Annotated in this window: 21 protein-coding genes and 2 tRNA genes; 13 read left to right on the top strand and 10 right to left on the bottom strand. The window is 68.8% G+C overall.

Going from position 1 to position 25,373, the window contains the following annotated elements; translation table 11 throughout:
- Window positions 1-36 precede the first annotated feature (36 nt).
- Complete coding sequence (locus AMK58_RS09665; protein WP_236778099.1) at window positions 37-1,428, top strand: YihY family inner membrane protein; 1,392 nt, start codon at window positions 37-39, stop codon at window positions 1,426-1,428.
- Between the two features lie 19 nt (window positions 1,429-1,447).
- Here AMK58_RS09665 and AMK58_RS09660 read toward each other — a convergent pair whose 3' ends face one another.
- Window positions 1,448-2,464 (bottom strand): radical SAM/SPASM domain-containing protein, encoded by a 1,017-nt coding sequence (locus AMK58_RS09660; RefSeq protein WP_035674827.1) that lies wholly within the window; start codon window positions 2,462-2,464, stop codon window positions 1,448-1,450.
- Between the two features lie 138 nt (window positions 2,465-2,602).
- Between AMK58_RS09660 and AMK58_RS09655 the strand changes: the two genes are divergently transcribed.
- Together AMK58_RS09655 and AMK58_RS09650 are read left to right on the top strand one after the other, a co-directional pair.
- Window positions 2,603-3,739: a sialidase family protein gene (locus tag AMK58_RS09655; RefSeq protein WP_035674825.1), complete on the top strand. Its 1,137-nt coding sequence runs from the start codon at window positions 2,603-2,605 to the stop codon at window positions 3,737-3,739.
- 73 nt (window positions 3,740-3,812) lie between these two features.
- Window positions 3,813-4,973, top strand: coding sequence for a phosphoserine transaminase (locus AMK58_RS09650; RefSeq protein WP_035674823.1), 1,161 nt, complete (start codon window positions 3,813-3,815; stop codon window positions 4,971-4,973).
- A gap of 61 nt (window positions 4,974-5,034) precedes the next feature.
- Here AMK58_RS09650 and AMK58_RS09645 read toward each other — a convergent pair whose 3' ends face one another.
- Together AMK58_RS09645 and AMK58_RS09640 are read right to left on the bottom strand one after the other, a co-directional pair.
- On the bottom strand, window positions 5,035-6,510 hold the full coding sequence (locus AMK58_RS09645) for a TrkH family potassium uptake protein (protein ID WP_167555890.1): 1,476 nt from the start codon (window positions 6,508-6,510) through the stop codon (window positions 5,035-5,037).
- A gap of 112 nt (window positions 6,511-6,622) precedes the next feature.
- Window positions 6,623-8,332, bottom strand: coding sequence for a hypothetical protein (locus AMK58_RS09640; RefSeq protein ID WP_035674820.1), 1,710 nt, complete (start codon window positions 8,330-8,332; stop codon window positions 6,623-6,625).
- A 292-nt stretch (window positions 8,333-8,624) separates the two neighbouring features.
- Here AMK58_RS09640 and AMK58_RS09635 point away from each other — a divergent pair, with 292 nt between their 5' ends.
- The 4 genes from AMK58_RS09635 (at window position 8,625) to AMK58_RS09620 (ending at window position 13,977) form a co-directional block, all read left to right on the top strand.
- Window positions 8,625-9,788, top strand: a complete 1,164-nt coding sequence (locus tag AMK58_RS09635) for an ATP phosphoribosyltransferase regulatory subunit (RefSeq protein ID WP_035674841.1) — start codon at window positions 8,625-8,627, stop codon at window positions 9,786-9,788.
- A gap of 89 nt (window positions 9,789-9,877) precedes the next feature.
- Complete coding sequence (locus AMK58_RS09630; RefSeq protein WP_035674818.1) at window positions 9,878-11,170, top strand: adenylosuccinate synthase; 1,293 nt, start codon at window positions 9,878-9,880, stop codon at window positions 11,168-11,170.
- A gap of 203 nt (window positions 11,171-11,373) precedes the next feature.
- A complete protein-coding gene (locus AMK58_RS09625) occupies window positions 11,374-13,416 on the top strand; it encodes a serine/threonine-protein kinase (protein ID WP_079285322.1) in 2,043 nt (680 codons plus the stop codon).
- 33 nt (window positions 13,417-13,449) lie between these two features.
- On the top strand, window positions 13,450-13,977 hold the full coding sequence (locus AMK58_RS09620) for a hypothetical protein (RefSeq protein WP_035674817.1): 528 nt from the start codon (window positions 13,450-13,452) through the stop codon (window positions 13,975-13,977).
- A 144-nt stretch (window positions 13,978-14,121) separates the two neighbouring features.
- Here AMK58_RS09620 and rpoH read toward each other — a convergent pair whose 3' ends face one another.
- Window positions 14,122-15,006 carry an RNA polymerase sigma factor RpoH gene (gene rpoH / locus AMK58_RS09615; protein WP_014240868.1) on the bottom strand — a complete coding sequence of 295 codons (885 nt, stop codon included), beginning with the start codon at window positions 15,004-15,006 and terminating at the stop codon, window positions 14,122-14,124.
- A gap of 183 nt (window positions 15,007-15,189) precedes the next feature.
- Window positions 15,190-16,242: an RluA family pseudouridine synthase gene (locus AMK58_RS09610; protein WP_035674816.1), complete on the bottom strand. Its 1,053-nt coding sequence runs from the start codon at window positions 16,240-16,242 to the stop codon at window positions 15,190-15,192.
- Between the two features lie 46 nt (window positions 16,243-16,288).
- Here AMK58_RS09610 and AMK58_RS09605 point away from each other — a divergent pair, with 46 nt between their 5' ends.
- From AMK58_RS09605 to AMK58_RS09590, 4 genes are all read left to right on the top strand, one after another.
- Window positions 16,289-16,615 carry a hypothetical protein gene (locus AMK58_RS09605; protein ID WP_035674814.1) on the top strand — a complete coding sequence of 109 codons (327 nt, stop codon included), beginning with the start codon at window positions 16,289-16,291 and terminating at the stop codon, window positions 16,613-16,615.
- The gene (locus AMK58_RS09600; RefSeq protein WP_051140292.1) at window positions 16,612-17,676 is read left to right on the top strand and encodes a threonine aldolase family protein; all 1,065 of its coding nucleotides are present in this window, start codon (window positions 16,612-16,614) and stop codon (window positions 17,674-17,676) included. Before AMK58_RS09605 ends, AMK58_RS09600 begins: the two co-directional genes overlap by 4 nt.
- Before the next feature lie 68 nt (window positions 17,677-17,744).
- Window positions 17,745-17,820, top strand: a tRNA-Glu gene (locus AMK58_RS09595).
- Window positions 17,821-17,858: 38 nt separating this feature from the next.
- Window positions 17,859-17,934: transfer RNA gene (locus AMK58_RS09590), tRNA-Glu, on the top strand.
- Window positions 17,935-18,014: 80 nt separating this feature from the next.
- Here the strand turns inward: AMK58_RS09590 and AMK58_RS09585 are convergent.
- Both AMK58_RS09585 and AMK58_RS09580 read right to left on the bottom strand, forming a co-directional pair.
- Window positions 18,015-18,773 carry a class I SAM-dependent methyltransferase gene (locus AMK58_RS09585; protein ID WP_035674812.1) on the bottom strand — a complete coding sequence of 253 codons (759 nt, stop codon included), beginning with the start codon at window positions 18,771-18,773 and terminating at the stop codon, window positions 18,015-18,017.
- 85 nt (window positions 18,774-18,858) lie between these two features.
- Window positions 18,859-19,854: a transglycosylase SLT domain-containing protein gene (locus AMK58_RS09580; protein ID WP_035674811.1), complete on the bottom strand. Its 996-nt coding sequence runs from the start codon at window positions 19,852-19,854 to the stop codon at window positions 18,859-18,861.
- 648 nt (window positions 19,855-20,502) lie between these two features.
- Here AMK58_RS09580 and AMK58_RS29475 point away from each other — a divergent pair.
- A complete protein-coding gene (locus AMK58_RS29475; protein ID WP_079285321.1) occupies window positions 20,503-21,207 on the top strand; it encodes a sigma-70 family RNA polymerase sigma factor in 705 nt (234 codons plus the stop codon).
- 201 nt (window positions 21,208-21,408) lie between these two features.
- On the opposite strand, the gene AMK58_RS09570 is transcribed toward AMK58_RS29475, so the two are convergent.
- Complete coding sequence (locus AMK58_RS09570) at window positions 21,409-21,573, bottom strand: DUF1328 domain-containing protein (RefSeq protein WP_035674837.1); 165 nt, start codon at window positions 21,571-21,573, stop codon at window positions 21,409-21,411.
- A gap of 330 nt (window positions 21,574-21,903) precedes the next feature.
- On the opposite strand from AMK58_RS09570, the gene AMK58_RS09565 reads away from it, so the two are divergent.
- Window positions 21,904-22,539: a hypothetical protein gene (locus tag AMK58_RS09565; RefSeq protein ID WP_035674810.1), complete on the top strand. Its 636-nt coding sequence runs from the start codon at window positions 21,904-21,906 to the stop codon at window positions 22,537-22,539.
- 34 nt (window positions 22,540-22,573) lie between these two features.
- On the opposite strand, the gene AMK58_RS09560 is transcribed toward AMK58_RS09565, so the two are convergent.
- Together AMK58_RS09560 and AMK58_RS09555 are read right to left on the bottom strand one after the other, a co-directional pair.
- Window positions 22,574-24,649: a YjbH domain-containing protein gene (locus AMK58_RS09560; RefSeq protein ID WP_059398840.1), complete on the bottom strand. Its 2,076-nt coding sequence runs from the start codon at window positions 24,647-24,649 to the stop codon at window positions 22,574-22,576.
- 94 nt (window positions 24,650-24,743) lie between these two features.
- Window positions 24,744-25,268, bottom strand: a complete 525-nt coding sequence (locus tag AMK58_RS09555; protein WP_035674799.1) for a glycine cleavage system transcriptional repressor — start codon at window positions 25,266-25,268, stop codon at window positions 24,744-24,746.
- Window positions 25,269-25,373: the final 105 nt, after the last annotated feature.

Genomic DNA, 25,373 nt, shown 5'->3' with positions numbered 1-25,373 from the left:
AGACCGGCCCGGTCAAACCAAGGCGGGAGGCGTCCTGTGGCTGAAACCGAAGGCACGTCGAAAGGGGCGTGGAACCCCTTTGTGCGCGTTCGGGAAATCGGCGGCTTCATCGCCTATTCCTCCATGCGCTTCTACAACGACAATTGCTTCCAGACGGCGGCCTCGCTGACCTACACTTCGCTGCTGGCGCTGGTGCCGCTGATGACCATCGGCTTCGCGATCTTTTCCGCCTTTCCCGCCTTCAATGCTCTGCAGTCGCGCATCCAGACGCTGCTGTTCAAAAATCTCGTGCCGGAGAACAGCGACGCCATTCTCCAGTACTTGGCGGCCTTCATGGCCAACGCCGGGCAGATGCCGGTGTTCGGCATCATCGGGCTGGCGATGTCCGCCGTTCTGCTGATCTGGACCATCGAAGGGTCCTTCGCCACCGTCTGGCGGGTGCGGGAGCCGCGCTCCTACGTTACCCGCATCCTGTCCTTCTGGGCGGTGGTGTCTCTGAGCCCGCTGTTCGCCGGCGCCAGCCTGTCGCTGTCCAGCACGCTGTGGGCGGTGCTGCAGTTCGCCCATCTGGAGGGCTTCGCCGACCCGCTGGTGGGGATCGGGGCGATCCTGCCCTTCATGCTGCAGCTGGTCGGCTGCACGCTGCTCTACGTCATCATCCCGAACCGGGACGTCGGCTGGATGGACGCCGCCTGCGGCGGGGCGGTCGCCTCGCTGCTGCTGGAGACGTCCAAGGCGGGCTTCGCCATGTACATGAAGGAGTTCCCCGCCTACCAGACCATCTACGGCGCGCTGGCGACCGTGCCGATCTTCCTCTTCTGGCTCTACATCGCCTGGTCCACCGTGCTGTTCGGCGCGGTCATCACCGCCTCGCTGCCCGAATGGCGGGCCGGCAAGATCACCCGCGGCGGGCCGGAGGGGCTGCTGCCCGCCCAGCGGCTGGGGCTGGCGCTGGCCGTCCTGCACGAGCTTCTTGAGGGTTCGCGGCTCGGCGTCGGCCTGCGGCGGCGGACGCTGGTCGGACGCGTGCCGGTTGGCACGGTGCTGATCGACGGCATCCTGGAGCAGCTTCGCGACGCCCATTGGGTGGCCCACACCACGCACAACGCCTGGGTCGTCACCCGCGACCTCAGCGAGGCCACGCTGTTCGACCTGATGAAGGCGCTGGGCATCGGCCTGCGTGGTTCCGTGCGCGGGCTGGGCGGGCTGGAGCTGCCCTGGCAGGACCGCACGGCCCAGCTGCTGGAGCAGGCGGAACGGAACCAGGAGGAAATGCTCGGTGTGCCGATCAAGGATCTGCTGTCCGACCGGCCCCTGGAGGTGGGAGCGCTCGAAACGGCCCCTCGGGAAGCGGATTCTCAGGACTCCGGGACGGTGACGAGGGAAGGCTCCGGCGCGGTACCGCTGCGCGCGAAGCGCTGGCCCTGAGGCGGGCCTTTGCGGGCGCTCAAGCCCGGTATTTGGCGATGAGGTCCGCGGCGAAGCCGTCCAGATTGTTGTCGGCGGGCAGGGTCTGGACGTAGGAGCAGCCGCGGCAGGCTTCGATCTCGTCGCGCCGGCCTTCCAGATGCTTCAGCCGGAAATCGCGCAGCCGCTCGCCGTTCCAGATGTCGCGCAGCGACTCCTCGGCGACGTTGCCGACGATGGTCCCCATGCGCCAGTCGGCGCAGCACACCGACACTTCGCCGTTGAAGTTGATGGCCAGCTTCAGGAAGGGCTCGGAGCACACCTTGCGGGCCGTGTCGGGGGCGGCGGCGAAGGCGCTCTCCTCGGCCAGCGCTTCGCCATGCAGGGGATGGACGAACAGGCTGTCGGCGATCGGCGTGAAAGTGTCGATGAAGCTCTGCCGCTCCTCCTCCGTCAACTCCACGTTGATGATCTTGCAGTGGAGATGGAAATCGCGGCCCAGCTCGGTCTTGCGGCGGTAAAGATAGGCCACGTTGTCCACGATGGTCCGGAAGCGGTCGAAGCGCCGGGTTACCCGCTTGTACATGGCGTCGCTGGCCCCGTAGACGGAGACGCGCATGGCGTCCAGCCCGGCGGCCAGGAGGGCGTCCGCCCGCTCCGGCGTCAGCAGGGAGCCGTTGCTGGTCATCTCGACATGGCGGGCAAGGCCCTGCGACTTCAGACGATGGACCATGTGTTCGATCCGCGTGTTCACCAGCGGCTCGCCGTCCTTGTAGAGGTGGACGGATTTGATCGGCGCGTCGAATTCGGCGATGTCGTCGGCGATCTTGCGGAACAGGTCGAACTTCATGGCGCCGCGCGGCCGGCCGATTTCCTTCAGCAGGTCGGGGTTGCCGGTGGCGCAAAAGACGCAGCGGAAGTTGCAGCCATTCGACGGATCGATCAGCAGCGAGAAGGGCGTGGTCAGCGGCAGCACCCGCGACAGGTCGTTGCGGTCGCGGTGGCGGCCGTAGGGGATGTTCGCGGTGGCGGCCGTTTCGGTGCTCACGTCGGTCATGACCTTCGCCGGACAGGGCTGCGGAAAGCGGTGTGACTACCAAGGGATCACGCTCACCGTAAAGGAATCCTTCATTCCGGCAACCGGACATTGGCTGCGCGCCCCCAATGCCGTGGGCGCAAGGTGGATTCCAGGGGCATGCTCGACAGTCTTTCCCATCGCATCGTCTACAGCGACCGGCGCTTCTACGCGTCCTTCCCGTCCGCGGCGACGTTGGCCGATGGGCGGGTGCTGGTGGCCTTCCGGCGCGCCCGCGACCATCGTTGGCTGCACGGGGAGACGGCGGAGGGCAGCGGCGACTTCACCAGCGTCGACCATGTGGACTCGCGCTCCCACCTCGTGATCCAGCGCTTCACCCCGGATTTCGAGCCTGAGGGCGCGCCGCAGCCGCTGCCCACCGATCCGGAGGCCGGCGACCAGGACCCCAGCCTGCTGGCCCTGCGTTCGGGGCGGATCGTCCTGGGCAGCTTCGGCTGGTACCCGATGTCGGCGCGCCACGGCCTGCGGCTGCGCGAGAAGGGCGTCCACCTGCTGGGCAACGCCGAAACGTCGGGCACCTTCTTCCTGTTCTGGGGCGGCAGCACCCGGGTCAGCGACGACGGCGGGCGGCGCTGGTCGGACCACCGCTACCTGCCGGAATTGCCGGACCAGGGCCCGATCCTGCCCGGCCTGCGCCCGATGCTGGGCGGGGCCGTGCGCGGGCGGGCGGTGGAGGCACCGGACGGCACGCTGCTGATGGCGACCTACACCGGCGGCCCCTACACCAGCTACCTGTTCGCCTCGCGTGATTGCGGGGAAAGCTGGGCTCTGCGCAGCACCATCGCGCGCGACCCCGCGGGGCGGGCCGGTTTCTGCGAGACCGCCCTGCACCTGACCGCGGACGGACAGTTGGTCGCCTTCCATCGCACCACCGGGTTGGGCGACCGCCTCGCCACCTCGGTTTCCCGCGATCTCGGGGAAAGCTGGGCACCGTGGATCGAGAGCGCGGTCATCGGGCATCCCTACGACGCCTGTCCGCTGCCGGACGGGCGGCTGCTCGTCGTCTACGGTTACCGCCACCAGCCCTACGGCGTGCGCGCCCGCGTCTGGGACAGCCGGCGGGAGACGCTGGAAAGCGCACCGGAAGTGGTGATCCGCGACGACGCCCCGTCGCCCGACGTCGGCTATCCCTGGGCGACCGTGCTGGCGGACGGGCGGGTGGCGGTCTGCTATTACATCTGCGACGCGGCGGGCATCCGCCACATCCAGGCGACGCTGCTGCGCGTGAGCGGCTGATTGACGGGCCTCCGTGCACCTCCTATCGTCCCCGGCCATACCGCAATCCCATGTTTCGGGGAGTAGAGTGTCCATGAAGCCCGCCCGCCGGCCGTCGAACCCGCTGTTTTCCTCCGGCCCCTGCGCCAAGCGGCCCGGCTGGTCGCTGGACGCCCTGGACGGCGCGCTGCTCGGCCGCTCCCACCGCTCGAAGCCGGGCAAGGCGAAGCTGAAGGAGGTCATCGACCTCACCCGCGCCGTGCTGGCGATTCCCGGCGACTACCGCATCGGCATCGTTCCGGCCTCCGACACCGGGGCGGTGGAGATGGCGCTGTGGAACCTGCTGGGTGAGCGCGGCGTCGACATGATGGCCTGGGAGAGCTTCGGCAAGGAGTGGGTGACCGACGTCACCAAGCAGCTCCGCCTGTCCGATGTGCGGACCATCCAGGCCCCCTACGGCGAACTGCCGGACCTGTCGCAGGCCGATTTCAGCCGCGACGTGGTGTTCACCTGGAACGGCACGACGTCGGGCGTGCGGGTGCCGGACGGCGACTGGATTCCGGCGGACCGCCAGGGCTTGTCGATCTGCGACGCGACCTCCGCCGCCTTCGCCATGGACATTCCCTGGAGCAAGATCGACGTCGCCACCTGGTCCTGGCAGAAGGTGCTGGGCGGCGAGGCCGCGCATGGCATGCTGGTGCTCAGCCCGCGCGCCGTGGCGCGGCTGGAGAGCTTCCAGCCCGACCGCCCGCTGCCCAAGATTTTCCGCCTGACCAGTGGCGGCAAGCTGATCGAGGGCATCTTCGTCGGTGACACCATCAACACGCCGTCCATGCTCTGTGTGGAGGACGCCATCGACGGGCTGCGCTGGTCGCTGTCGGTCGGCGGGCTGACCCAGCTCATCCGCCGGTCGGAGCAGAACCTGCGCATCGTCTCGGAGTGGGTGGCGGCCTCGACCTGGGCCGGCTTCCTGGGGGACGATCCGGCGACGCGCTCCTGCACCTCGATCTGCCTGCGCTTCACCGACCCCGAGGTGACCGCCCTGACGCCGGAGGCCCAGGCGGACTTCGCCAAGAAGCTCTCAGCACTTCTGGAGCAGGAAGAGGCCGCCTTCGACGCCGGTTCCTACCGCGACGCCCCTCCGGGCCTGCGCCTGTGGGGCGGCGCCACGGTGGAGAACGAGGATATGGAGGCGGTCCTGCCCTGGCTCGACTGGGCCTTCGCCACGGTCAAGGCGGAGACCTTCGGGCGCTGATTCATACAAGGCCGCAAAAGGAAGGCCGCGCCACTTCGGCGCGGCCTTTTTCATGGCCCGCTCAATCCCGCCAGAAGCTCGGCAGGATCAGCACCAGCACGGTGAAGACCTCCAGCCGGCCCAGCAGCATGGCGAAGCTCAGCACCCATTTCGCGGCGTCGGGCAGGGGGGCCATGGTGCCCGCCGGGCCGACCACCGGCCCCAGCCCCGGTCCGGCGTTGGCCAGTGCCGAGGCGACGGCGCTGGCCGCGCTCAGATAGTCAACGCCCATCGCGGCGACCAGGAGCGACAGGATGCCGAAGGCCGCCATGAAGGCGAAGGCGAGGTTGATGACGGAGCCGACCACATCCTCGTCCAGCACCTTGCCCTGATAGAGCGGGACCAGCACGCGGTTCGGCTTCAGCATCCGCTGCATCTGGTTCAGCATCGACAGCGCCAGCACCTGCCAGCGGAAGACCTTGATCGACCCCGCCGTCGATCCGGTGCAGCCGCCGATGAAGTAGAAGAAGAAAAAGGCGACGACGGCGAAGCTGCCCCAGGTCGAATAGTCGGTGGAGACGAATCCGGTCCCGGTGATGATCGAGGTGACGTTCACCGCCGAATGGCTGAGCGCATCCGGGAAGGGCAGGCCGACCACGGTGAAGGCCCACAGGGTCATGGCGACGCCGGCCACCAGCAGGATCGCCAGCAGCGCGTTCACCTGGCTGTCGCCGGAGAGCGGCGCGTTGCGCTGGCCGCGCAGCAGGCGGATGTACCAGGTCAGCGGCAAGGCCCCGCAGATCATCGAAAAGGTCGCCACCCACAGCACCGCGTGGGAATCGAACCAGCCGAGCGAGGCGTCCTTGGTCGAGAAGCCGCCGGTGGCGACGGACGCCATGGCGTGGTTGATCGCGTCGAACCACGTCATGCCGGCCAGATGATAGGCCACGGCCGACAGGACGGTCAGCGCCAGATAGATCATGGCGATGGCGCCGGCGGTGTCCTGCACCGTGGCGAAGGGCTTGTCGCCCTTGTCGGAGGACTCGGTGCGGAACAATTGCATGCCGCCGACCCGCAGGATGGGCAGCACCGCGATGGCCATGACGATGATGCCGACCCCGCCGAACCAGTTGAGCAAGGACCGCCACAGCAGGACCCCCGGCGGGGCGTCGTCCAGCCCGACGATCACCGTTCCGCCGGTGGTGGAAAGGCCCGACATCGCCTCGTAATAGGCGTCGGTGAAGGGCAGGCGGGCGGCCGAGATCATGAAGGGCAGGGCGCCGAAGGCGGCCAGGACGCACCAGGACAGCGTGGTCAGCAGGAAATGCTGCTTTACGGTGAAGCGTGTGTGCTCCTTGCTCGACGTCGCCAGGACCATGCCGCCGCTGACCGCCAGCGTCGCCGCGCTGGAGCCGACAAAGGCCATCCAGTCGCGGTTGCCCACGGCGGCATCGGCCAAGGCCGGCACCAGCATGCCGAGCCCGAGGATGGTCAAAAGAATCCCGATGATGTGGAAGACCGGTCCCAGCGCAATTCCATTGCCGACGCCATTGCCCAAGGCTGTGCCCTTCGTCGCCGCGGGGGCCGATGGCGGCGCCCCGTCTTGTCCCGATGTGATGCGCTGATTATCCAAAGGGGCGGGTGCTGTCCATCCGCTTCCAAGCGGCGGTTCACACGAAGCCGGCGTCTCCCAACATGCGGTAGAACTCCCTTAGGGCGCGCTGCTGCTGCGCCGCGTCGGGCAGATCCTCCACGTATTTCCGGTCGAACTGCGGTTGGCGGAGATGCTCGACCACGCGGCGCCGGACCATCTCCAGGGCCCGCCGGCTGCGCAGGATGCCCGGCGCGCAGACCTGCAGCAGACGGTTCGCGCGCAGCCGCAGGGAATCGCCAGGATCGTCCAGCCGCTCGACCACCCGCTCCTCGGTGATGTAGGCCACCAGAAGCGCGTCGAGGTCACCGGTCAGGCGGGTTCGCGCCTCCTCCGGAAGCGCCGAGTCGGCGGCTTGGCAGTAGAGCAGGGTCAGCGTTTCCAGATTGTCGCGGGGCGGCAGGCGGGGGTGGATGAAGCGGCCATAGCCCGCCGGGGTGCCAGTCAGCGCGTGCAGCAGCCGGGCGATGTCCCCGGCATGCCCATGGCCGAGGTCGGAGTCGGCCAGCGCGAGCAGGAAGCGCACCCGGTCCCGCGCGTCGGGGATGCGGCTGGCCACCTCCGTGATGGCCTGCTTGCGGCCCGGCGCCCCGCCGCCCTCCAGGAAGCGCAGGTAGCGCAGGACCAGCGCCTCCGCCATCGGGCCGCCCCCGGCCGGCCCGTCGGGGCCGAGCGTGCGCTTCAGGATCTCCTGGAAGGCCTCCATCTCCAACGACGGGTCGGAGCGATAGAGCGGCTGCGTGCCCTTCAACTGCCGGCGCACCAGATCCAGGATGACCAGCCGCGTCTGGTCGAGGTCATGGAAGGCGAGAAGCTCGTTGAGCTGGACGGCGCGGTCGCCCTCCGCCCGCTTGGCCGGGGACAGGCGGCCCCGCGACAGGTCGATCAGATTGCACAGCGCCTCCGCCAGGCTGCCCTGGGCGCCGAGAAGCTCCTGCGCGACGGAGGGGGCGCCCAGAACGTCGGCAATCACGCCGTCGAGCAGAACCAGCGGCCGGTCAACCGCACCTCCGTCCTCCCGAGCCAGCTCCCCCAGGAAGTCCAGCTTGGCCAGCCAGTTGCGCATCTGCACCAGCTCGCGCGACAGCACGACGCGGGCGAGGAAGTCGCGCTCCTCCGCCGGCAGGCTCGAATCCAGCCGGTCGAACATGGGGCGGAAGCCGGTGGCGGCGATGGGCGGCAGGTCCTTGCGCGCGGCGGCGGCGCGCGCCCGGTCGGTCAGTTCGTGCATCAGCCGGTTCAGCGCGTCGCGCCGCCCGCGCCCGTCCGTCCCGGCCTTCTCCGCCTGGAGTGCGGCGACCCGCCCGACCGCGGTGGGCACGAGGTTGTCGGTGTTTAGAAGCCGGGCCAGTTCCGCGTGGTTGTGCAGCACCTCGGTCGGGGTAACCACCGCGCGCTCCACGTAATTGCGCAGCACGCGGTTCATCGCCATGCGGCTCTGCACGCCGTAGCAGTGGTCGAGCGTGAGGCAGAGCGCCGGCGTCTCGTCGATGGGGGAGGCGGCCACCATGCGGGAGACCTGACGGAACTCCACATGGACTTCCGTCTCGACGTGGCGTCCGTCCGGGCGCCGCCAGTCGCGCACCACCCGCATGCCCTCGATCCTGCCGCCGGACAGCGTCTTGCGGCCGAAGACCAGCGCCTCCGCCTCGGTGTCGAAGCGGCCCTCCAGGACCCAGTGGTCCTGGGCGTAGATCTGCACTTCGTAACTGGCGGACGGGCGTGCCATGGCGTCGTTCCCCCGCTGCTGCCGGCACGGTTCGTACACAGGATGCCGGAGGTTTCGCATCAAACTCAACAAAGATTCGATTGGAATGCATTCATGTTTCGAATCATGCCGGACGGGCGCCTGTCGTCGGCGCAGGGGAGACGGGCATGGGCCGCGGGGCTTTTCCGTTTGCATGAGGAAGGGGGGTGGGGTATTGACCCGCTCCGTATGCCCGAGCACCGCATGCCCACAGGACGTGCGGGCTCTCGCCATGCCGACGGTTTGCCACCCATTCGACGAGACGACGCAGGCCATGCCCGCTGATTCCCTGAGCTCCGCCCTGTTGCCCGCCGGCCTGCACGACGTGCTGCCGCCCGAAGCGGCGCACGAAGCGGCGGCGGTGGCGCGCCTGCTGGCGGACTTCACCGCCCACGGCTACGAGCGCGTCGAGCCGCCGCTCGTCGAGTTCGAGGACAATCTGCTGTCCGGCTCCGGCGCCGCCATGGCGAAGCAGACCTTCCGGCTGATGGACCCGCTGTCGCAGCGCATGATGGCCGTGCGCGCCGACATCACCCCGCAGATCGTGCGCATCGCCACCACCCGCCTGAAGAACGGCGCCCGCCCGGTGCGGCTGTGCTACGCCGGGCCGGTGCTGCGCGTGAAGGGCTCGCAGCTCCGTCCCGAGCGGCAGATCACCCAGGTCGGCGTCGAGCTGATCGGCCCGCTGGAGGCCGAGGCGGACGCCGAGGTGATCCTGCTCGCCGCCCACGCCCTGGAAGGGGTGGGGGTGCGGCACCTGTCGGTGGACCTCTGCGTGCCGACCATGGTGGCGCGGGTCTGCCGCGGCCTGGGTCTCGGCGAGGAGGAAACGGCCCGCCTGCGCGAGGCGCTGGACAAGAAGGACGCCGCGGCGGTGAGCGCGGTCGGCGGTCCGGCGGCCTCGCTGCTGCAAACGCTGATGGCGGCTTCCGGCCCGGCGGAGCGCGCCATGGAGGTGCTGTCGGCGCTGCCGCTGCCGGAAACGGCGGAAAAGGACCGGCGCCGCCTGACCGACGCCCTGCGTCTGCTGCGCGCCGCGCGCCCCGATCTGACGATCACCGTCGATCTGGTGGAGCACCGCGGCTTCGAATACCAGACCGGCCTCAGCTTCACCCTGTTCGCGCGCGACGTGCGCGGCGAGCTGGGGGCGGGGGGCCGCTACCGCGCCGGGGTGCGTCCGGGCGTGGAGGAGGAGGGCGAGCCGGGGACCGGCTTCACCCTCTACATGGACACGCTCCTGCGCGCCGTTCCGGCGCCGGAGCCGGCCAAGCGCGTTTATGTGCCGCATGGCACCTCCTGGGCCGCGGCGGGCAAGCTGCGCGCCGAGGGTTGGGTCACCGTGGCGGGGCTGGCCCCCGTGGCGGACGCGGCGGCGGAGGCCCGGCGGCTGGACTGCGGTCACCGTCTGGACGGCGGCACGGTCACGCCGCTGACTTGAGACTTCACGATGGGGCGTCCCCCGCGCCGCGGGGGCGCCTTTGCATGGGCAACGTTTTCTTTCTGCCTTCTTTTTTTGCGGAGACACACATGGCCAACGTGGCGGTGGTCGGCGCCCAGTGGGGCGACGAGGGCAAGGGCAAGATCGTCGACTGGCTGTCCAGCCGGGCCGACGTGGTGGTGCGCTTCCAGGGCGGTCACAACGCCGGCCACACGCTGGTGATCAACGGCGTGACGTACAAGCTGAGCCTGCTGCCTTCGGGCGTGGTTCGGCCGAACAAGCTGTCGATCATCGGCAACGGCGTCGTCTTCGACCCCTGGGCCTTCATCCGCGAAGTGACGGCGATCAAGAGCCAGGGCGTGGACGTGTCCCCCGCCACGCTCCAGGTCGCCGAGAACGTTCCGCTGATCCTTCCGGTCCACAGCGCGCTCGACAAGGCGCGCGAGGAGGCCCGCGGCGCCGGCAAGATCGGCACGACCGGCCGCGGCATCGGCCCGGCCTATGAGGACAAGGTGGCCCGCCGGGCCATCCGCCTGTGCGACCTCGGCGACGAGGCGGTGCTGAAGGAGAAGGTGGACGCCCTGCTGGCCCACCACAACCTGCTGCTCCGCGGCCTGGGCGCACCGGAGATGACCCCGGCCGACATCCTGGACCCGCTGCGCGAGATCACCCCGCAGGTGCTGCCCTACGCGTCGGTCGTCTGGAAGACGCTGGACGAGCTGCGCCGCGCGGGCAAGCGCATCCTGTTCGAAGGCGCGCAGGGCCAGATGCTCGACATCGACCACGGCACCTATCCGTACGTCACCTCCTCCAACACGGTGGCCGGCAACGCCGCCGCCGGCAGCGGCATGGGCCCGCGCGCCGTCGGCTATGTGCTGGGCATCTGCAAGGCCTACACGACGCGCGTCGGCTCCGGCCCGTTCCCGACCGAGCTGTTCGACGACGTCGGCGAGCTGATCGGCCAGCGCGGCAAGGAGTTCGGCGTGGTCACCGGGCGCAAGCGCCGCTGCGGCTGGTTCGACGCCGTGATGGTGCGCCAGGCTGTGAAGACCGGCGGCATCGACGGCATCGCCATGACCAAGCTGGACGTGCTGGACGGCTTCGACGAGATCAAGGTGTGCGTCGGCTACCGTCTGGACGGGCAGGAGCTGGATTACTTCCCGGCCAACGCCGGCGCCCAGGCCCGCGTCGAGCCGATCTACGAGACCTTCGAGGGTTGGAAGGACAGCACCCAGGGCGCCCGCTCCTGGGCGGAGCTGCCGGCCCAGGCGGTGAAGTACGTCCGTCATGTGGAAGAGCTGATCCAGGCTCCGGTGGCCCTGCTGTCCACCAGCCCGGAACGCGACGACACCATCCTGATGAACGACCCGTTCCAGGATTGATGTGAAGGTTTAGGCCCCGGGCCCCCTCCCTAACCCTCCCCCACCTTCGGTGGGAGAGAGGACTGATCTCCCTCTCCCGCGTCAGCGGGGGAGGGCCGGGGAGGGGGCCCGATGCGACCACTTTCCCCGCGTTAACAATTTGTTTGCCCTTTTCGAGCGACTAAGGCTGGCACACGCTCGCAGGCTCCGGGGATTCGAACGCCATGCCATCCGATGCCATGACCGCAGCCGCCGCGGATCGGATGATGGCGAACGCCGAGCCGGTCAAGCTGGCCGAGCGGTACGAAATCCACCCCAGCGCGCCGCTCGCCGCGCTCAACGCCATCGGCGGCAACGCCTACACGGCCAAGCCGCTGCGTGACAAGCGGTCCGAAGCCTTCGCCATCATCGGCCACGGCGCCACGCTGGCCCGCACCGACATCGCCGCGACCATCGCCAGCCTCGACAACCAGGCCCACATGCGCCTCCTCGACTGGGGGATGGTGGATTGGCCGGCGAGCCAGGGGCGCCGCCTCTGCATGATCTTCGAGCGTCCGGCGGGCAAGCGGCTGATGAACAGCCTGACCGAGGCCGCGGACCCGATCCCCGAAGACCATCTGACCCGCCAGATCATCCATCCGCTGGTCGCGGCGCTGAAGGAGCTGTCGAGCCGCGGCGTGGTCCATGGCGCGATCCGCCCGACCAACCTCTACTACCGCGATCTGGCCTCCAGCAGCCTGATGCTGGGCGAATGCCTGTCCACCCCGCCCGGCTACGGCCAGTCGGTCCTGCTGGAGACGGTGGAACGCGGCATGGCCTCGCCCGCCGGGCGCGGCACCGGCACCATGGCCGACGACCTCTACTCGCTGGGCGTCACGCTGCTGCTCCTGCTGCTGGGACGCAACCCGGTGGGGGCGGCGGAGGACGAGGCGATCCTCCAGGCCAAGATCGAGCGCGGGTCCTACCCGGCGCTGGTCGGCCAGATGCGCCTGCCGCTGGCCATCAGCGAGGTGATCCGCGGCCTGCTGGTGGACGATCCCAAGCAGCGCTGGACGCTTCAGGACCTCGACCTCTGGGTCGCCGGGCGGCGTCTCAGCCCGAAGCAGCCGCAGGTGCCGCGCCGCGCCGCCCGACCGCTGGAGTTCCAGGGGCAGGATTACTGGCATTGCCGCACGCTGGCCCGCGCCTTCGCCCGCCATGTGGCGCCGGCGGCCACGGTCATCGAGGGCGGCGAGCTGGACAAGTGGCTGCGCCGCTCCATGGGCGACGACGCGCGGGCGGAGGCGGTGGCGAACGCGGTGCAGACCGCCTCGACCACCGGCAAGGGCGGCAGCATGGCCGAACGGCTGGTCGCCCGCGTCTGCATGGCGCTGGACCCCGGCGCGCCCATCCGCTACCGCGGCAAGGCGATGATGCCCGACGGCATCGGCACCATGCTGGCCGACGCCTTCCTGCGCGGCGAGTCGCCGCAGCCGTCGGCGGAAGTCCTGGCCAACCAGCTTCCCATGTTCTGGGTGAGCGTGCAGAGCGACTTCAAGCCGGAGTTCGTGCCGATGGTGCAGAACTTTGATCAGGTCCGCGGTTTGCTGGACCGCACGGGCCACGGTCTGGGGGTGGAGCGCGTCCTGTACGAGATGAACCCGACCATGCCCTGCATCAGCCCGCTCGTCGCCAAGCAGATGCCGACCACCCCGGCGGAACTGCTGCGCGCGCTCGACTGGACGGGGGCGGGCAGCGAGCGGCACAAGGACCCCATCGACCGCCACATCGCCGCCTTCCTGGCGGTGCGGCACCGGCGGACCGACGAGATGCTCTACACCCAGCTCGGCTCCAGCATCGAGCCGATGCGCCGGGTGATCGCCATGCTGACCATCCTGGCCGACGTCCAGGCGCGCACCGGCACCGACTCGCTGTCGCACCTCGCCGCCTGGGTGGTGTCGCTGCTCGACCCGGCCTTCCGCCGCTTTCACAGCCGGCCGCACCAGGACAACGTGCGCAAGCAGGCCGACTCCGCGGCCCACAACGGGCGCCTCGGCGATCTGCTGAAGATCGTCGACGATCCGGAGGCGTTGCGCCGCGACAAGCTGGAGTTCGAGGCCGGCCAGATCGCCTACCGCGAGGCCGACGCCGAGATCAACAAGCTGCGGCAGAGCATCGGCGACCGGAACAGCATCATCGAATCCTCCGGACGGCAGGTGGCGGCCATCGTGTCGAGCCTGCTGTCCACGATTCTGGTCGGCGGCATCATCCTCTTCTTCGCCTTCTGACGGCGGCCTTCAAACCAAGGATCGGGTGCACCCATGGCGCGCGGCGGCAAGAGCGGCGGGAAGAAAAAGAAGCGCAAGGGCAGCATGCTGACGCTGATCCTGCTGATCATCCCGGCGGGTCTGGTGGTGCTGGCCACCTCGATCCTGTTCGGCATCGGCATGATCCCGACCATCGTCGCCTACGTCACCGACCGCGACCCGGAGAAATCGGCGCCGATCACCGTCGGCGGGCTGAATTTCTGCGGCTGCATGCCCTACGCCATCGAGCTGTGGAAGCACAACCACACCATCGGCGCCGTGGGGAAGATCTTCATGGACCCGCTGGCCTGGCTGATCATGTACGGGTCGGCGGCGATCGGCTGGGCGCTTTATTTCGGGATCCCGCCAATGGTGGCGAATTTCGAGGTGATGCGCGCCGAGAAGCGGGTCAGCGCGCTGAAGGACGTGAAGGTCGGGCTGGTCCAGGAATGGGGGCCGGAGGTCGCCGGCGACCTGTTCGACGAGGCCGGCGGCCTGTCGCCGGACGAGCACGACCAGCTGGCCGAGCCCGCGGGGGTGTGAGGGCGGCGACTTCATACAATGTCCCCTCTCCCCTCCGGGGAGAGGGTTAGGGTGAGGGGGATGTGCTTGTGCCGGACGTACCGCCACGCCCATCCCCCTCACCGGCCCTTCGGGCCACCCTCTCCCCAGAGGGGAGAGGGTTAATCACCCAGCCAGCTTCTGCTCCACCGCGGCGTTGCGGATGGCCTTCTGGAGCTTTTCAAAGGCGCGCACTTCGATCTGGCGGACGCGCTCGCGGCTGATGCCGTACTTCTGCGACAGATCCTCCAGCGTGGTCGGGTTGTCGCGCAGGCGGCGCTCCACCAGGATGTCGCGTTCGCGCTCGTTCAGGTTCTCCATGGCGGCGGTCAGCAGCTTGCGCCGCTTGCCCAGCTCCTCGTTCTCGGCGAGGGAGATTTCCTGGTTCGCCGTCTCGTCGACCAGCCAGTCCTGCCACTCGCCTTCGCTGTCGGCGCGCAGCGGCGCGTTCAGCGAATGGTCGGGCGCGCTGAGGCGGCGGTTCATGTTGACGACGTCCTGCTCCGGCACGTCGAGGGTCGTGGCGACGTGGCGCACCTGCTCGGGCGACATGTCGCCCTCCTCGATGGCCTGCATCTGGCCCTTCAGGCGGCGCAGGTTGAAGAACAGCTTCTTCTGGGCCGCCGTGGTGCCCATCTTCACCAGCGACCAGCTGTGCAGGATGTATTCCTGGATGGCGGCGCGAATCCACCACATGGCGTAGGTCGCCAGCCGGAAGCCGCGGTCGGGGTCGAAGCGCTTCACCGCCTGCATCATGCCGACGTTGCCCTCGGAGATCAGCTCCGACAGCGGCAGGCCGTAGCCGCGGTAGCCCATGGCGATCTTCGCAACGAGCCGCAGATGGCTGGTCACCAGCTTGTGCGCGGCGTCCGAATCCTCGATCTCCTGCCAGCGCTTGGCCAGCATGTACTCCTCCTCCGCCGCGAGCATGGGGAACTTGCGGATTTCCTGGAGATAGCGCGAGAGGTTGCTTTCGGAACTGATGACCGGAACGCTGGATATCGTCGCCATGTTGGACCCTCTCCGACGGCTGTTCTTCGTGCCTTCTCACGGGCACACGGCCGTTCACTGTTCTGCGCCGCCTCGCCGTCCGCTTGCCCGTTCGATCCGCCGGGGATGGTCCCGGATGCAAGCGTGAGCGCTGGTGGCTGTTGACGCGAAGAATAACCGACTTCTGCGCGCGGGTATAGTGGATTACAGGGATTCTAAGAAATCTGACAAATCTTTAATATCCGTGGGTAGAGGCGCCTGGAAGCGCACCGTCTCCCCTGTTGCGGGATGGCGGAAGGTCAATCCCACGGCGTGCAACGCCTGCCGTGGAAAGCCAACAAACCGCTCGCGATGGGGTTCCGGCAGGGCTGAGGCGTGCTTGCCGCCGGCGCGGCCGGCACGCCCCTTGCCGTAGAGCGGGTCGCCCACGATGGGGTGGCCGATATGCGCCATGTGGACGCGGATCTGGTGGGTGCGCCCGGTTTCCAGGGTGCATTCGACCAGCGCCAGCGCGGCGCCGAAGGAGCGGACGACGCGGTAGCGGGTGGCCGCGTGCTTCCCGCCGCCGGTGACCACGGCCATCTTCTTGCGGTCGGTGCTGCTGCGCCCGATGTTGCCCTCGATCCGCCCCTCGCGGGGGGAGGGGACGCCCCAGACGAGCGCCTGATAGGTGCGGCTGAGCGTGCGGCCGGAGAACTGCTCGGTCAGCGCGTGGTGCGCGCGGTCGTTCTTGGCGACGACCATCAGGCCGCTGGTGTCCTTGTCGAGCCGGTGGACGATGCCCGGACGCCGCACGCCGCCGATCCCCGACAGGCTGTCGCCGCAATGGGCGAGCAGGGCGTTGACCAGTGTGCCGTCCGGATTGCCGGCGGCGGGGTGGACCACCATGCCCGCGGGCTTGTCGATCACCAACACGTCCTCATCCTCATAGACCACGTCCAGGGGTATGTCCTGGGCCTCGGGCTGTGCAGGTTCAGCTTCGGGGATGAAAACGTCGAAAGTTTGTCCGGGCTTGACCTTCACCGACGGGTCCGTGACCGTCCGTCCATTGCCGTCCTGCACGCAGCCCTGGTCCAGCAACGCCTGCACGCGCGACCGCGACAGGCCGGGAAGCCCCGTCGCCAGGGCCTTGTCGAGCCGCTGGCCGCCGGCACCGTCCGGAACGGTCCAGCGCTGCCGCGCGCCTTCGCCGGTTTCGCCGTCCTGCGTTCCGGTGTATTCGTCCTCATCGTCGTCGATTTCGGTGCGTTCGGGCATCGTTCGGCAAAACTCCTCACATTCGCGCGAGAGTGGACCCCAAACCGTGCAGTTCCTCAAGGCACTCATCGTCATCATGGGCGTGATGATCATCGCCGGCTTCGCGTTCCTCGGCGTCGAACTCTACAAGCGCATCAGCGATCCGGAGCGCCGGGCCGCCATGGATGCCGAGCGGGCAACCGCCGCCGCCGGCCGGACGGAGGAGGTTGCGCTGGGCCTGCCGGCGGGCGCGCGCCTGGGCGACCCGGTGGCGGTGGGCAACCGCGTCGTCTTCCGCGTCACCATACCGGACGCCGCGGACCGCCTCTATGTGATGGACCCGCGCACCGGCGCCGTCGCCGTGACCGTCACCGCCGGAGCCGCCGCGCCATGACCGACGCCATCCTGACCACCCCCGTCCTGTACGATTTCCGCAGCGACAATGTGGCCGGCGCGGCGCCGGAGGTGGTCAACGCCCTGGCCGCGGCCGCGATCGGGTCCGCCGATCCCTATGGGCAGGACCCGCTGACCGCCGGCGTCACCCGCCGCCTGTCGGCGCTCTTCGAGGCCGAGGTGACGGTGTTTCCGGTCGCCACCGGGACGGCGGCCAACGCGCTGGCCCTGTCGGCCCTGGTCCCGCCCTACGGCGCGGTCTACTGCCATCAGGAAAGCCACATCCACGTCGACGAGTGCGGCGCCCCGGAGATGGCCACCGGTGGGGCCAAGCTGGTGCCGTTGGCCGGGGAGTGCGGCAAACTGACCCCCGCCGCCCTGACCGCGGCGCTGGCCGGAGCGGGCATCGGCGTGGTGCATCGGGTGCAGCCTGCCGCTCTCAGCCTGACCCAGGCGACGGAGGCCGGCACGGTCTACCGCCCGCAGGAGGTGGCGGCCCTGACCGACGTCGCCCACGCCCACGGCATGGCGGTGCACATGGACGGCGCCCGCTTCGTCAACGCGCTGGCCCGGCTGGGCTGCGCCCCGGCGGAAGTGACCTGGAAGGCCGGGGTGGATGTGCTGTCGCTCGGCGGAACCAAGGGCGGCTGCCTCGCCGCGGAGGCGGTGGTGTTCTTCAACCCGGCGCTGGCCGAGGATTTCGGCTTCCTGCGCAAGCGGGCGGGGCATCTGGTCTCCAAGGGCCGCTTCCTGTCGGCGCAGCTCGACGCTTGGCTGGCCGACGATCTGTGGCTGCGGCTGGCCCGCCACGCCAACGCCATGGCCGACCGGCTGTCGCAGGGCCTCGCAGCCCTGCCGGGGGCGGAATTGGCCCATCCGGTGGAGGCCAACGAGATCTTCGTGCGCCTGCCCGCCGCGGTGGCCGACGGGCTGGAGGCGGCGGGTTACCGCTTCTACCGTTGGGAGGGCGATCTGCTGCGTCTGGTCACGGCCTTCGACACGCCGCAGGCCGTCGTGAACTCTTTTCTGAAAATCGCCAAAGATCTGTCAGAAAAGGCTTGATCGGGCAGGGTGGGTTCGCTAAAAACCCGCCACGCCGACGACGCCACGTCGTCAGACGACGAAAGACTGTCCCCTTCGTCTAGAGGCCTAGGACACCGCCCTCTCACGGCGGTAACAGGGGTTCGAATCCCCTAGGGGACGCCACTTTCGTTCGGCTGGCAACCGAGCATCGCCCGATGAAGGTCCCCTTCGTCTAGAGGCCTAGGACACCGCCCTCTCACGGCGGTAACAGGGGTTCGAATCCCCTAGGGGACGCCATCCTTTCCGGCATCAACGATCCACGGTCCGCCTTTTGGCGGGCCGTCGTCGTTTCGGCGCCTTGCACCGGCGGCCTCCCGTCAGATCTTGCGGATCAGGAAGGACATGGAGTCCGCCGTCTCGTAGAGCGCAACGCCGCAGCGGCAGCGCATCGCCGCGTAGTCGTAATCGTTGCCGCCGCATTTGTAGCAGCGCAGGGGCAGCCGGGTGCGCCGGTACAACTCGATCCCGGCGATGTCCGCGTGCAGCGCCTTCACCTCCGCCGCCGTGAAGAAATCCTTCGACGCCAAGCCATCGGCCAGCGCCTCGGTGAAGGGAACCCCCGTCGCCCGGATGTGCTGGAGGGCGAGAAGCACTTGGAGGCTGGTGGCCGGAGGCTGGGCGTAATCGGTGCAATAAGCCCGGTACAGGCTGTGCTCCGGGTGGGAGGTGTGGATGTCCTCCAGGATGTACAGGCCGCCGCTGCGCAGGTGGGGCAGGGACTGGGTCAGGCACCACGCCTGATGCTGGGGAATGTGGCTGCCGTCCTCGATGATGAGGTCGAACAGGATGTTGTTGGCCCGCAGGCTGCGCCCGATGTGGTCGGGGTCGTTCTGGTCGAACCGCACATACTGGATGCGCTCATCCTGCGGCCAGTCCGGCTGCGGCTCCAGGATGTCGGCGCCGATGATGAAGGCGTCCGGGAACTGGGAGCGCAGCCAGCGGATCGAATCGCCGTGGAACACCCCGTATTCCAGGATGATCCGCACCGGACCCAGCGTCTGGAAGGCCTGACGGTAGCTGTCGACGTAGTGGTGCCAGTAATGCTTGTCGGAGTTTGTCCCGTCCGCGCTGCTCATCGGTGGTCCCCGCTGTCGGCAATGGCCGATCATACGGGAAATCGCCGGGCGGGGCCGCCGAATTGAGCGCGGAAGACGGTCGGTGTCAGCGTTTCGAGGCGCCGCCGGAGCGCGAGACGCTCAGCTCGGCGACCTCTTCCTGCTTGGCGGCGGGCAGACCGGCGGAGCGCACCACGCTGGAATCGTGGGGGTGGACGCGGCGCGGGTAGACGCTGTGCACCTTGACCACATAGTCCTGCGTCTCGCGGTAGGGCGGAACGCCCTTGTACTGGACCACCGCCCCTTCGCCCGCGTTGTAGCCGGCCAGCGCCAGCGTCACGTTGCCGTCGAAATAGGCCAGCAGCCAGCGCAGATATTTCATGCCGCCGCGCAGGTTCTGCTCGGGGTCGAAGGGCTTGGTCACGCCGAAGCGCTCCGCCGTCTCCGGGATGAGCTGCATCAGCCCCATGGCGTTCTTTTCCGACACCACGTCCACACGGTAACCGGACTCCACGGCGATCACCGCCAGCACCAGATCGGGGTCGAGCCCGTAGCTGGGGGCCATCTTGGTGACCATGGCGCGGATTTCCTTGGGCGGCATGCGGATCACGCCCCAGCGCACGCTCGGCGGTTCGCAGCGGTCGGGCGCCTTGCCCGCCGTGCTCTTGCCTGAGGCGCTGGCCGGCTTGACCATCTGCGCGGCGTCCTCGTTGCCCAGCTGGGCGGCGCGGCGCAGCCAGGAGCGGCCGAGTTCCTCGTCCTTCGACACCGCGCCACGCCCGGCCATGTGCATGCGCCCGGCGCGGTAGGCCGCCTCGGCGTAGTCCTGGCGGGCCGCCCGGCAATAGAGGGAGAGGGCCATCCGCTCGTCCCGGTTCACGCCTTTGCCGACCTCGTAGCGCATGGCCAGCTCGTACTGGGCCCGGGCGCTGCCCTTGCCGGCAAGCGCCTCCAGTGCGCGGATCGTGCGCTCGCCCGAGCTCTGGAAGACGGGGGGTGGGGCCGCTGCCGTCTGCACGGCCGGCTGGACGGACGGCTCCTGGGCTGCCGCCGGCAGCGCCGTCAGAAAGGACGCGATGAGCCCGCCGGCAGCCAGCGCCACCGCGCTTTTCGCCGCCTTGAAGCGCCTTCCACCGATTGGTGAATCCGATTGGTCTTTCGGCGTATGCGGGAAGATCGCTGCGTTAGCGCCAACGTCCGGCTGTCCACGAAAGACGTAATGCGATATGGTTCCGGCCAAGAGAGGAAGCGGAACCCAATGAAATAAGACTTCCGCAAAGGGACGGAAACGCCGCCTATACAGAGAAGAAGAACCGCTGGCAGCGGACCTGCGGATGGATGAATGAGCGAATTCATCGTTGGCCATAGACATGGCTATCCCGCAAAGGAGATTTGAGGTCGGTTGGTGAAAGCCAGCCGGCCTTTTCCTTTTAAGCAAAGTCATGAAGCCTCCCGTATGTCCGGCGACGATACCTCATCCCCGGGCGAATGCTACGGGAGCAATCGGGCGATCCATGGCATTTAGGGGTAATCTCGCCAAATTGTTAAGGGGCTTAGCCTTTTTCCCAACTGGCAGCCCCTGTGGCGCGCCATTACGTACTGATGGACCGACGATTGTCGTTGGAGAATCCGGTTACGCCCCGCGCGCATTCGGCGCAAGGCGGGGGCCGGAGCGATGGTTCGGGCGTTCTCAGACGCGCCCGGAATGATCGGGACATCTTTCGGTACATAGGGAGGCAGCGTTCCACCGATGGCGAACCACGTCGCGAGTTCCTTGCGCCGTCCGGCAAGCAGCCCCGCGCCGCTTGACCCCGTCGCCCTCAAGCCGGTGATGGGAAGCCGCCGTGCGGACGAGGACGAGTTGAACGTTGCGGTCGAAGCCGAGGATGGCGTCGAAGCCGACAATCCGGCCGCCGATGATACGGCGGAAACGCCCTCGGCGCCGCTGGCGGCCGCCGATCCGGCGATCATCGCGCAGATCGAGGCGGAGATTCCCCGCCTGCGCCGTTTCGCCCGCGCCATGGTGCGGGACGCCACGCTGGCCGACGACCTCGTCCAGGAATGCCTGGAGCGCGCCCTGTCGCGCCTGCATCTCTGGCGGCCCGGCAGCAACCTGCGCGCCTGGCTCTTCACCATCCTGCGCAACCTGCACATCAACGGCATCCGCCGCCGGCAGGCGGTCGTGGACATCGACGGGGAAGGGCAGGCGGCGATCGGCGCCGCCCATGGTGGGCAGTTCGTCCGGCTCGAACTGCGCGACCTCAAGCGCGCGCTCGGCCTGTTGCCGACCGAACAGCGGGAGGTGGTCCTGCTGATCGGGCTGGAGGGCATTTCCTATGGCGAGGCCGCCGACATTCTCGGTATCTCCATCGGCACCGTGAAGTCGCGCCTGTCGCGTGGACGCCGCGCCCTGCGCCAGCTCATGGAAGGGCACAGCCCGACCGACGAGGACTGATCCGTCCGAACGTCATCACCGCTCACGCGGGCGCACAGAGAAACCGGCAACGCTCCGGATGGGGCGTTGCCGGTCAGGTGCGAGGCTAACATCGAGAGGCTTTCGGGGTACTCGCGAGCCTGGCCTTCCGAAACGGGAGAGGCCAGGCAAGGGCGCGCTGCGGGAAACGCCCGCCCGGACGGTTCCGGGCGGGTGCTGGGTCTAGCGGCGCCTGACCAGGCCCAGAATCAAACTCGCTGCGAACAGGATCAGGAAAAGGAAGAACAGGATTTGCGCAATGCCTGAAGAGGCTGACGCAATCCCGCCGAAACCGAGTGCGCCGGCAATCAGCGCGATCACGAAGAAAACAAGTGCCCAATAGAGCATCCTAACCTCCCCCGCCCGGTCCAAAGCGCGTGACGGCTCGTCCGGTGCGCAGTCTGTTGAACGTCCTACTCTGTGAAGAGCGTGTCAGTATTGTGCAGAACACGCCTCCACTCTGAAAGGTTCCCCGGCGCCGGCGCCGCAAAGAGCTTTTTTTGGGTAGGGTCGGTTCCAAAAGGGGTGGGAGCGTCCCGATAACGCTGGCTTGACCGCAACAACCGCCGACGAGCGCTGTTGTCGGGTTCGCCAGCCTGCTTGGTTCCGGCCGGGTGGGCGAAAAGGCGCGGCACCGCTCCGCCGGTGCGAGACGCCCTATCGAGAGAAGAGGATGCCATGAACGCCAAACTGTCCCTCGCCGTTCTCGCCGCGACCCTGGCCGCCGCTCCCGCCGCGATGGCCCAGACCTATCAGAACAACGCGCCGCAGGTTCCCTACGAGCGCTCCAGCCCGTCGGGTCTGCCGACCACCAGCCCGCAGGTGGAAAGCCTGCCCAACGAGCGGGCCGAGCCGTGGAACGATCAGACCCGGAACCGGATGCCGGACGGCCGCATGCCCGACCGCGTGACCAGCGGCAGCGCCGAATCCACCGTCGGGTCCGGCGCCGCGGGCACCTACGGCAGCACCGGCACCTACGGTTCGACCGGCAGCATGAACAACAGCATGCCGAACAGCGGCGCGATGGGGACCACCGGTTCGGCCACCGGCACCATGCCCAACACCATGCAGGGCAACCGGCAGGTCATCATGAACGTCGACCCGAACACCGCCCAGCGCGCCGAGCGCGGCCAGAACCGCAAGGAGCTGATGCAGACCTCGCTGCTGAACTACTTCAGCGCCGCCGGCTTCACCTCGGTCCGTGACTTCCGCAAGCAGGGAGAGAACTACGTGGCGGAAGCCCAGTCTGCCAACGGCACCTGGAGCACCGTGCTTCTCGATGCCAAGACCGGGACGATCTCCGAAATCCGCTGATTGCCGGACTATGCGGATCTCAGTTTGCCGCGGCTCAGTCCATCAGCCGCGGCCATGATCCGGTCAGGCGGCCGTAACCTGCCGTGACCGACGCGTCATACAGGGGCAATGGCTGGCGCAGCCGTTGCCCCGCGTCGCGTCCCAGGGTGCGCACCGCGGTCGTCAGTCGCCCGTCCGGCGGCCAGGAGCCTCCGGGACTGAAGGGCACCGTCAACGCGATGCCCTGCTCCAACCGCCCGCCGTAGCGGCTCTGCGCGCCATCCGGCCCCTCGGTCCAGGTGACCTGGGCGGACAGGCGGACGCCGCCGTCGAAGGCGCGCATCAGTTCCAGCGTGCCGCCCCAATCCCCGCCGAGATAGCGGCCCAGCCGCAGCACACCCGTGGTGGTGGCCCCTGGCGCTTCCCAGTAGAGGCTGGCGTGCCCGGTGTTCCGCCCGTTTTCTGGTGCAAGGCGCAACGCATCGTTGGGCGGACGCTTCCAGACGCGGTTGAGGTCGAGCCCGAGCGCCCAGCGCGCCGTCAGGGGGCGGTACAGCGCCTCCGCACCCACGCCGCCGAACATCTCCTCGAAATGACCGACGGACAGGCGCGTGCTCCAATTCTCAGATGGGGCGGCGAGCCACGCCGCGTACAGCCGCTCGACCGCGGCGAGGCGGTCGGCGTAGCGCGGCAGGTCGCTGCGCACCGGCTCCGCCGCCGGGATGGCGTTGGTGTCGAGGAGGTGGAGGTTGTGGCTGACGTTCACCCGCAGCCCGCCGCTGAGAACCAGCCCGCGCAACGGTTCCGCGGTCAGCACGGTGTCGCCGTAGGTCCGCTGCACCAGTGGGGCGCTCTGTTCGAACAGGCTGGCTTCCAGGGTCGGGTTGACGGTCAGGGTGAGCCGCGCCGGCCAATCCGGTGGAGGGCCGGCGGAGCGGTCCACGCGGGCCGTCCGCCAGATTTCCTCGGGGCTGCCGCGATGGCCGGCCGCCTGCTCAACGGCGCGACGCGACAGCGTGACGGCCGTGCCGTCCAACCCGGCGTTGCCAGTGACGACGGTGAGCCATTCGACCTCCGGCGGCGTGCCGTCGGCCAGCAGGCGGGCGGCGCGACCCACCTCTTGCGCCAGCGGAGCGGTCCCGGCACCCGCCGGGTCCAGCCAGAGAGCGGCGCGGTCGCCGTCGACCAACGCGGTGCGGGCGGGCAGCCGGTGAAGCCGGGCCAGCGTCGCGATGTCCGGGGCGGGCAGGGCGGCGTCCGGCGCGGCGGGACGGGCACCGACCGCGGGCGGCGGCGTGCGTGGGGCGGTATCCTCGTCCTCCCGTGGGTCGAAGCGGGCGGCGAGGCGCAGCATGGCGCGCGATCCCTGCTCGACGCCGGCGCCCAGCTCCAGCCAGTTCCAGGGCCGATAAGCCAATCCGGCGTTCAGCGGTGAACCGGGGCGGAAGCTCGGGTCGTCCTGCCGTTGGGCGCGGAAGCGGTCGGCGCTGTATTCCAGCTTGACGCTCAGCCCCTCCAGCGGTGTGTGCCACTCGACTCCGCCGAACAGGGCCGCGCGATCCCCAGTGAACCACGCCTCCGGTCCGCGCGACGACGCTTTCGCCGGGTCGCGGTCGCGCTTGAAACGCCCGCCGAGGAAGCGCAGCGGGTTGCGGACATGTCCGTGATCGCCGAGCCCGCCCCAGCCGATGCCCAGGCTGAGATCGACGTTCCACCAGCGGCGCGAGGCGACCAGATACTCCCCTGCGAAACGGCCCTTGCCCGGCAGGTCCAACCCGCTGCCGGTGACGTCCCGCCCGCCGACCGCCAGCGCCGGCCACCAGGGTCCCTCGCGCAGCAGGCGCATCTTGGCGTCCACCCCCGGTTCGCTGAGGCCATGCCAGCTCGGGTAGGCGCTGTCGCGCAGCGTGACCTCCAGGCCGGGAAGGAGCTGCGCCCCGGCGAAGACATGCCGATGGAGGCCCCCGAGAGCGGTCAAACCGGCGGTGACGGAGCCGTCCGGCATGCCGCGCGCGGTCGGTGTCTGAAGCAGCCCGACGGTTCCCCAGTCGGACAGGGTCGCCTCAAGCCCCTCCGCCCGAGCGGGCAGGGCGGCGAAAGACAGCGCCAGGACGAGGAGAACGCGATTCACGCCATGGTGGAAAATATCGGGTACGGTTCCCGATTCATGGCATTTTCATGCGTATGAATGCAACCAGAAACCCTCTCCCGGGGCGGGAGAGGGGTTACAGCGGTTCGGCGGTGCAGGTCAGGCCCATCGTCTCCGCGGTGTTGGCAATGGCGGACAGGCAGGTGCCGGCGCGTTCCGGGGGGATCGAGACGGCGAAGCGGATGACGTAGCGCCCGCCCTCCCGCTCCGGCAGGGTCTGGGCGTCGAGCCGGACGATGTTCGCTTCGAACTGAGTGAAGATTTCCGACAAACGGGCGATCAGGCCGGGCTGGTCGCCGCCCGACACCTCCACCCGGTGGGTGATGCGGGCGAGCGGGCCGGGGTTGGGATCGAAGTCGAAGGGCGTGACCTTGATCTGCGCGCCGGTCAGCTCGGGCAGGCTGGCCAGCCCCTCCTGCACCTCCCCGACGGGGACGCCGTCGGGGAGTTCGCAGACCGCCGAGAACTCCGCCCCGGATCCCATCACCGCGAAGGTCGCGTCGCGCAGGTTGGCCCCCAGCCCGAACAGATGGCCAGTGACCGCTGAGACAAGGCCGACACGGTCGGGGCAGAAGGTCGAAACCAGCGCAAGGGACGACACAGGCGAAACCTCCGATGCTGAAGCCCTCTCCCCCCTGGGGAGAGGGGTGGGTGAGGGGGCGATGCGCCCGGCAGGGCGAGGAAAGACGCCGGATGAGTCGGCGTG

Source organism: Azospirillum brasilense (genome assembly GCF_001315015.1).
Lineage (GTDB): Bacteria > Pseudomonadota > Alphaproteobacteria > Azospirillales > Azospirillaceae > Azospirillum > Azospirillum brasilense.
The sequence above is the reverse complement of the archived record's forward strand: the minus strand, read 5'-3'. Positions and strand labels throughout refer to the sequence as shown.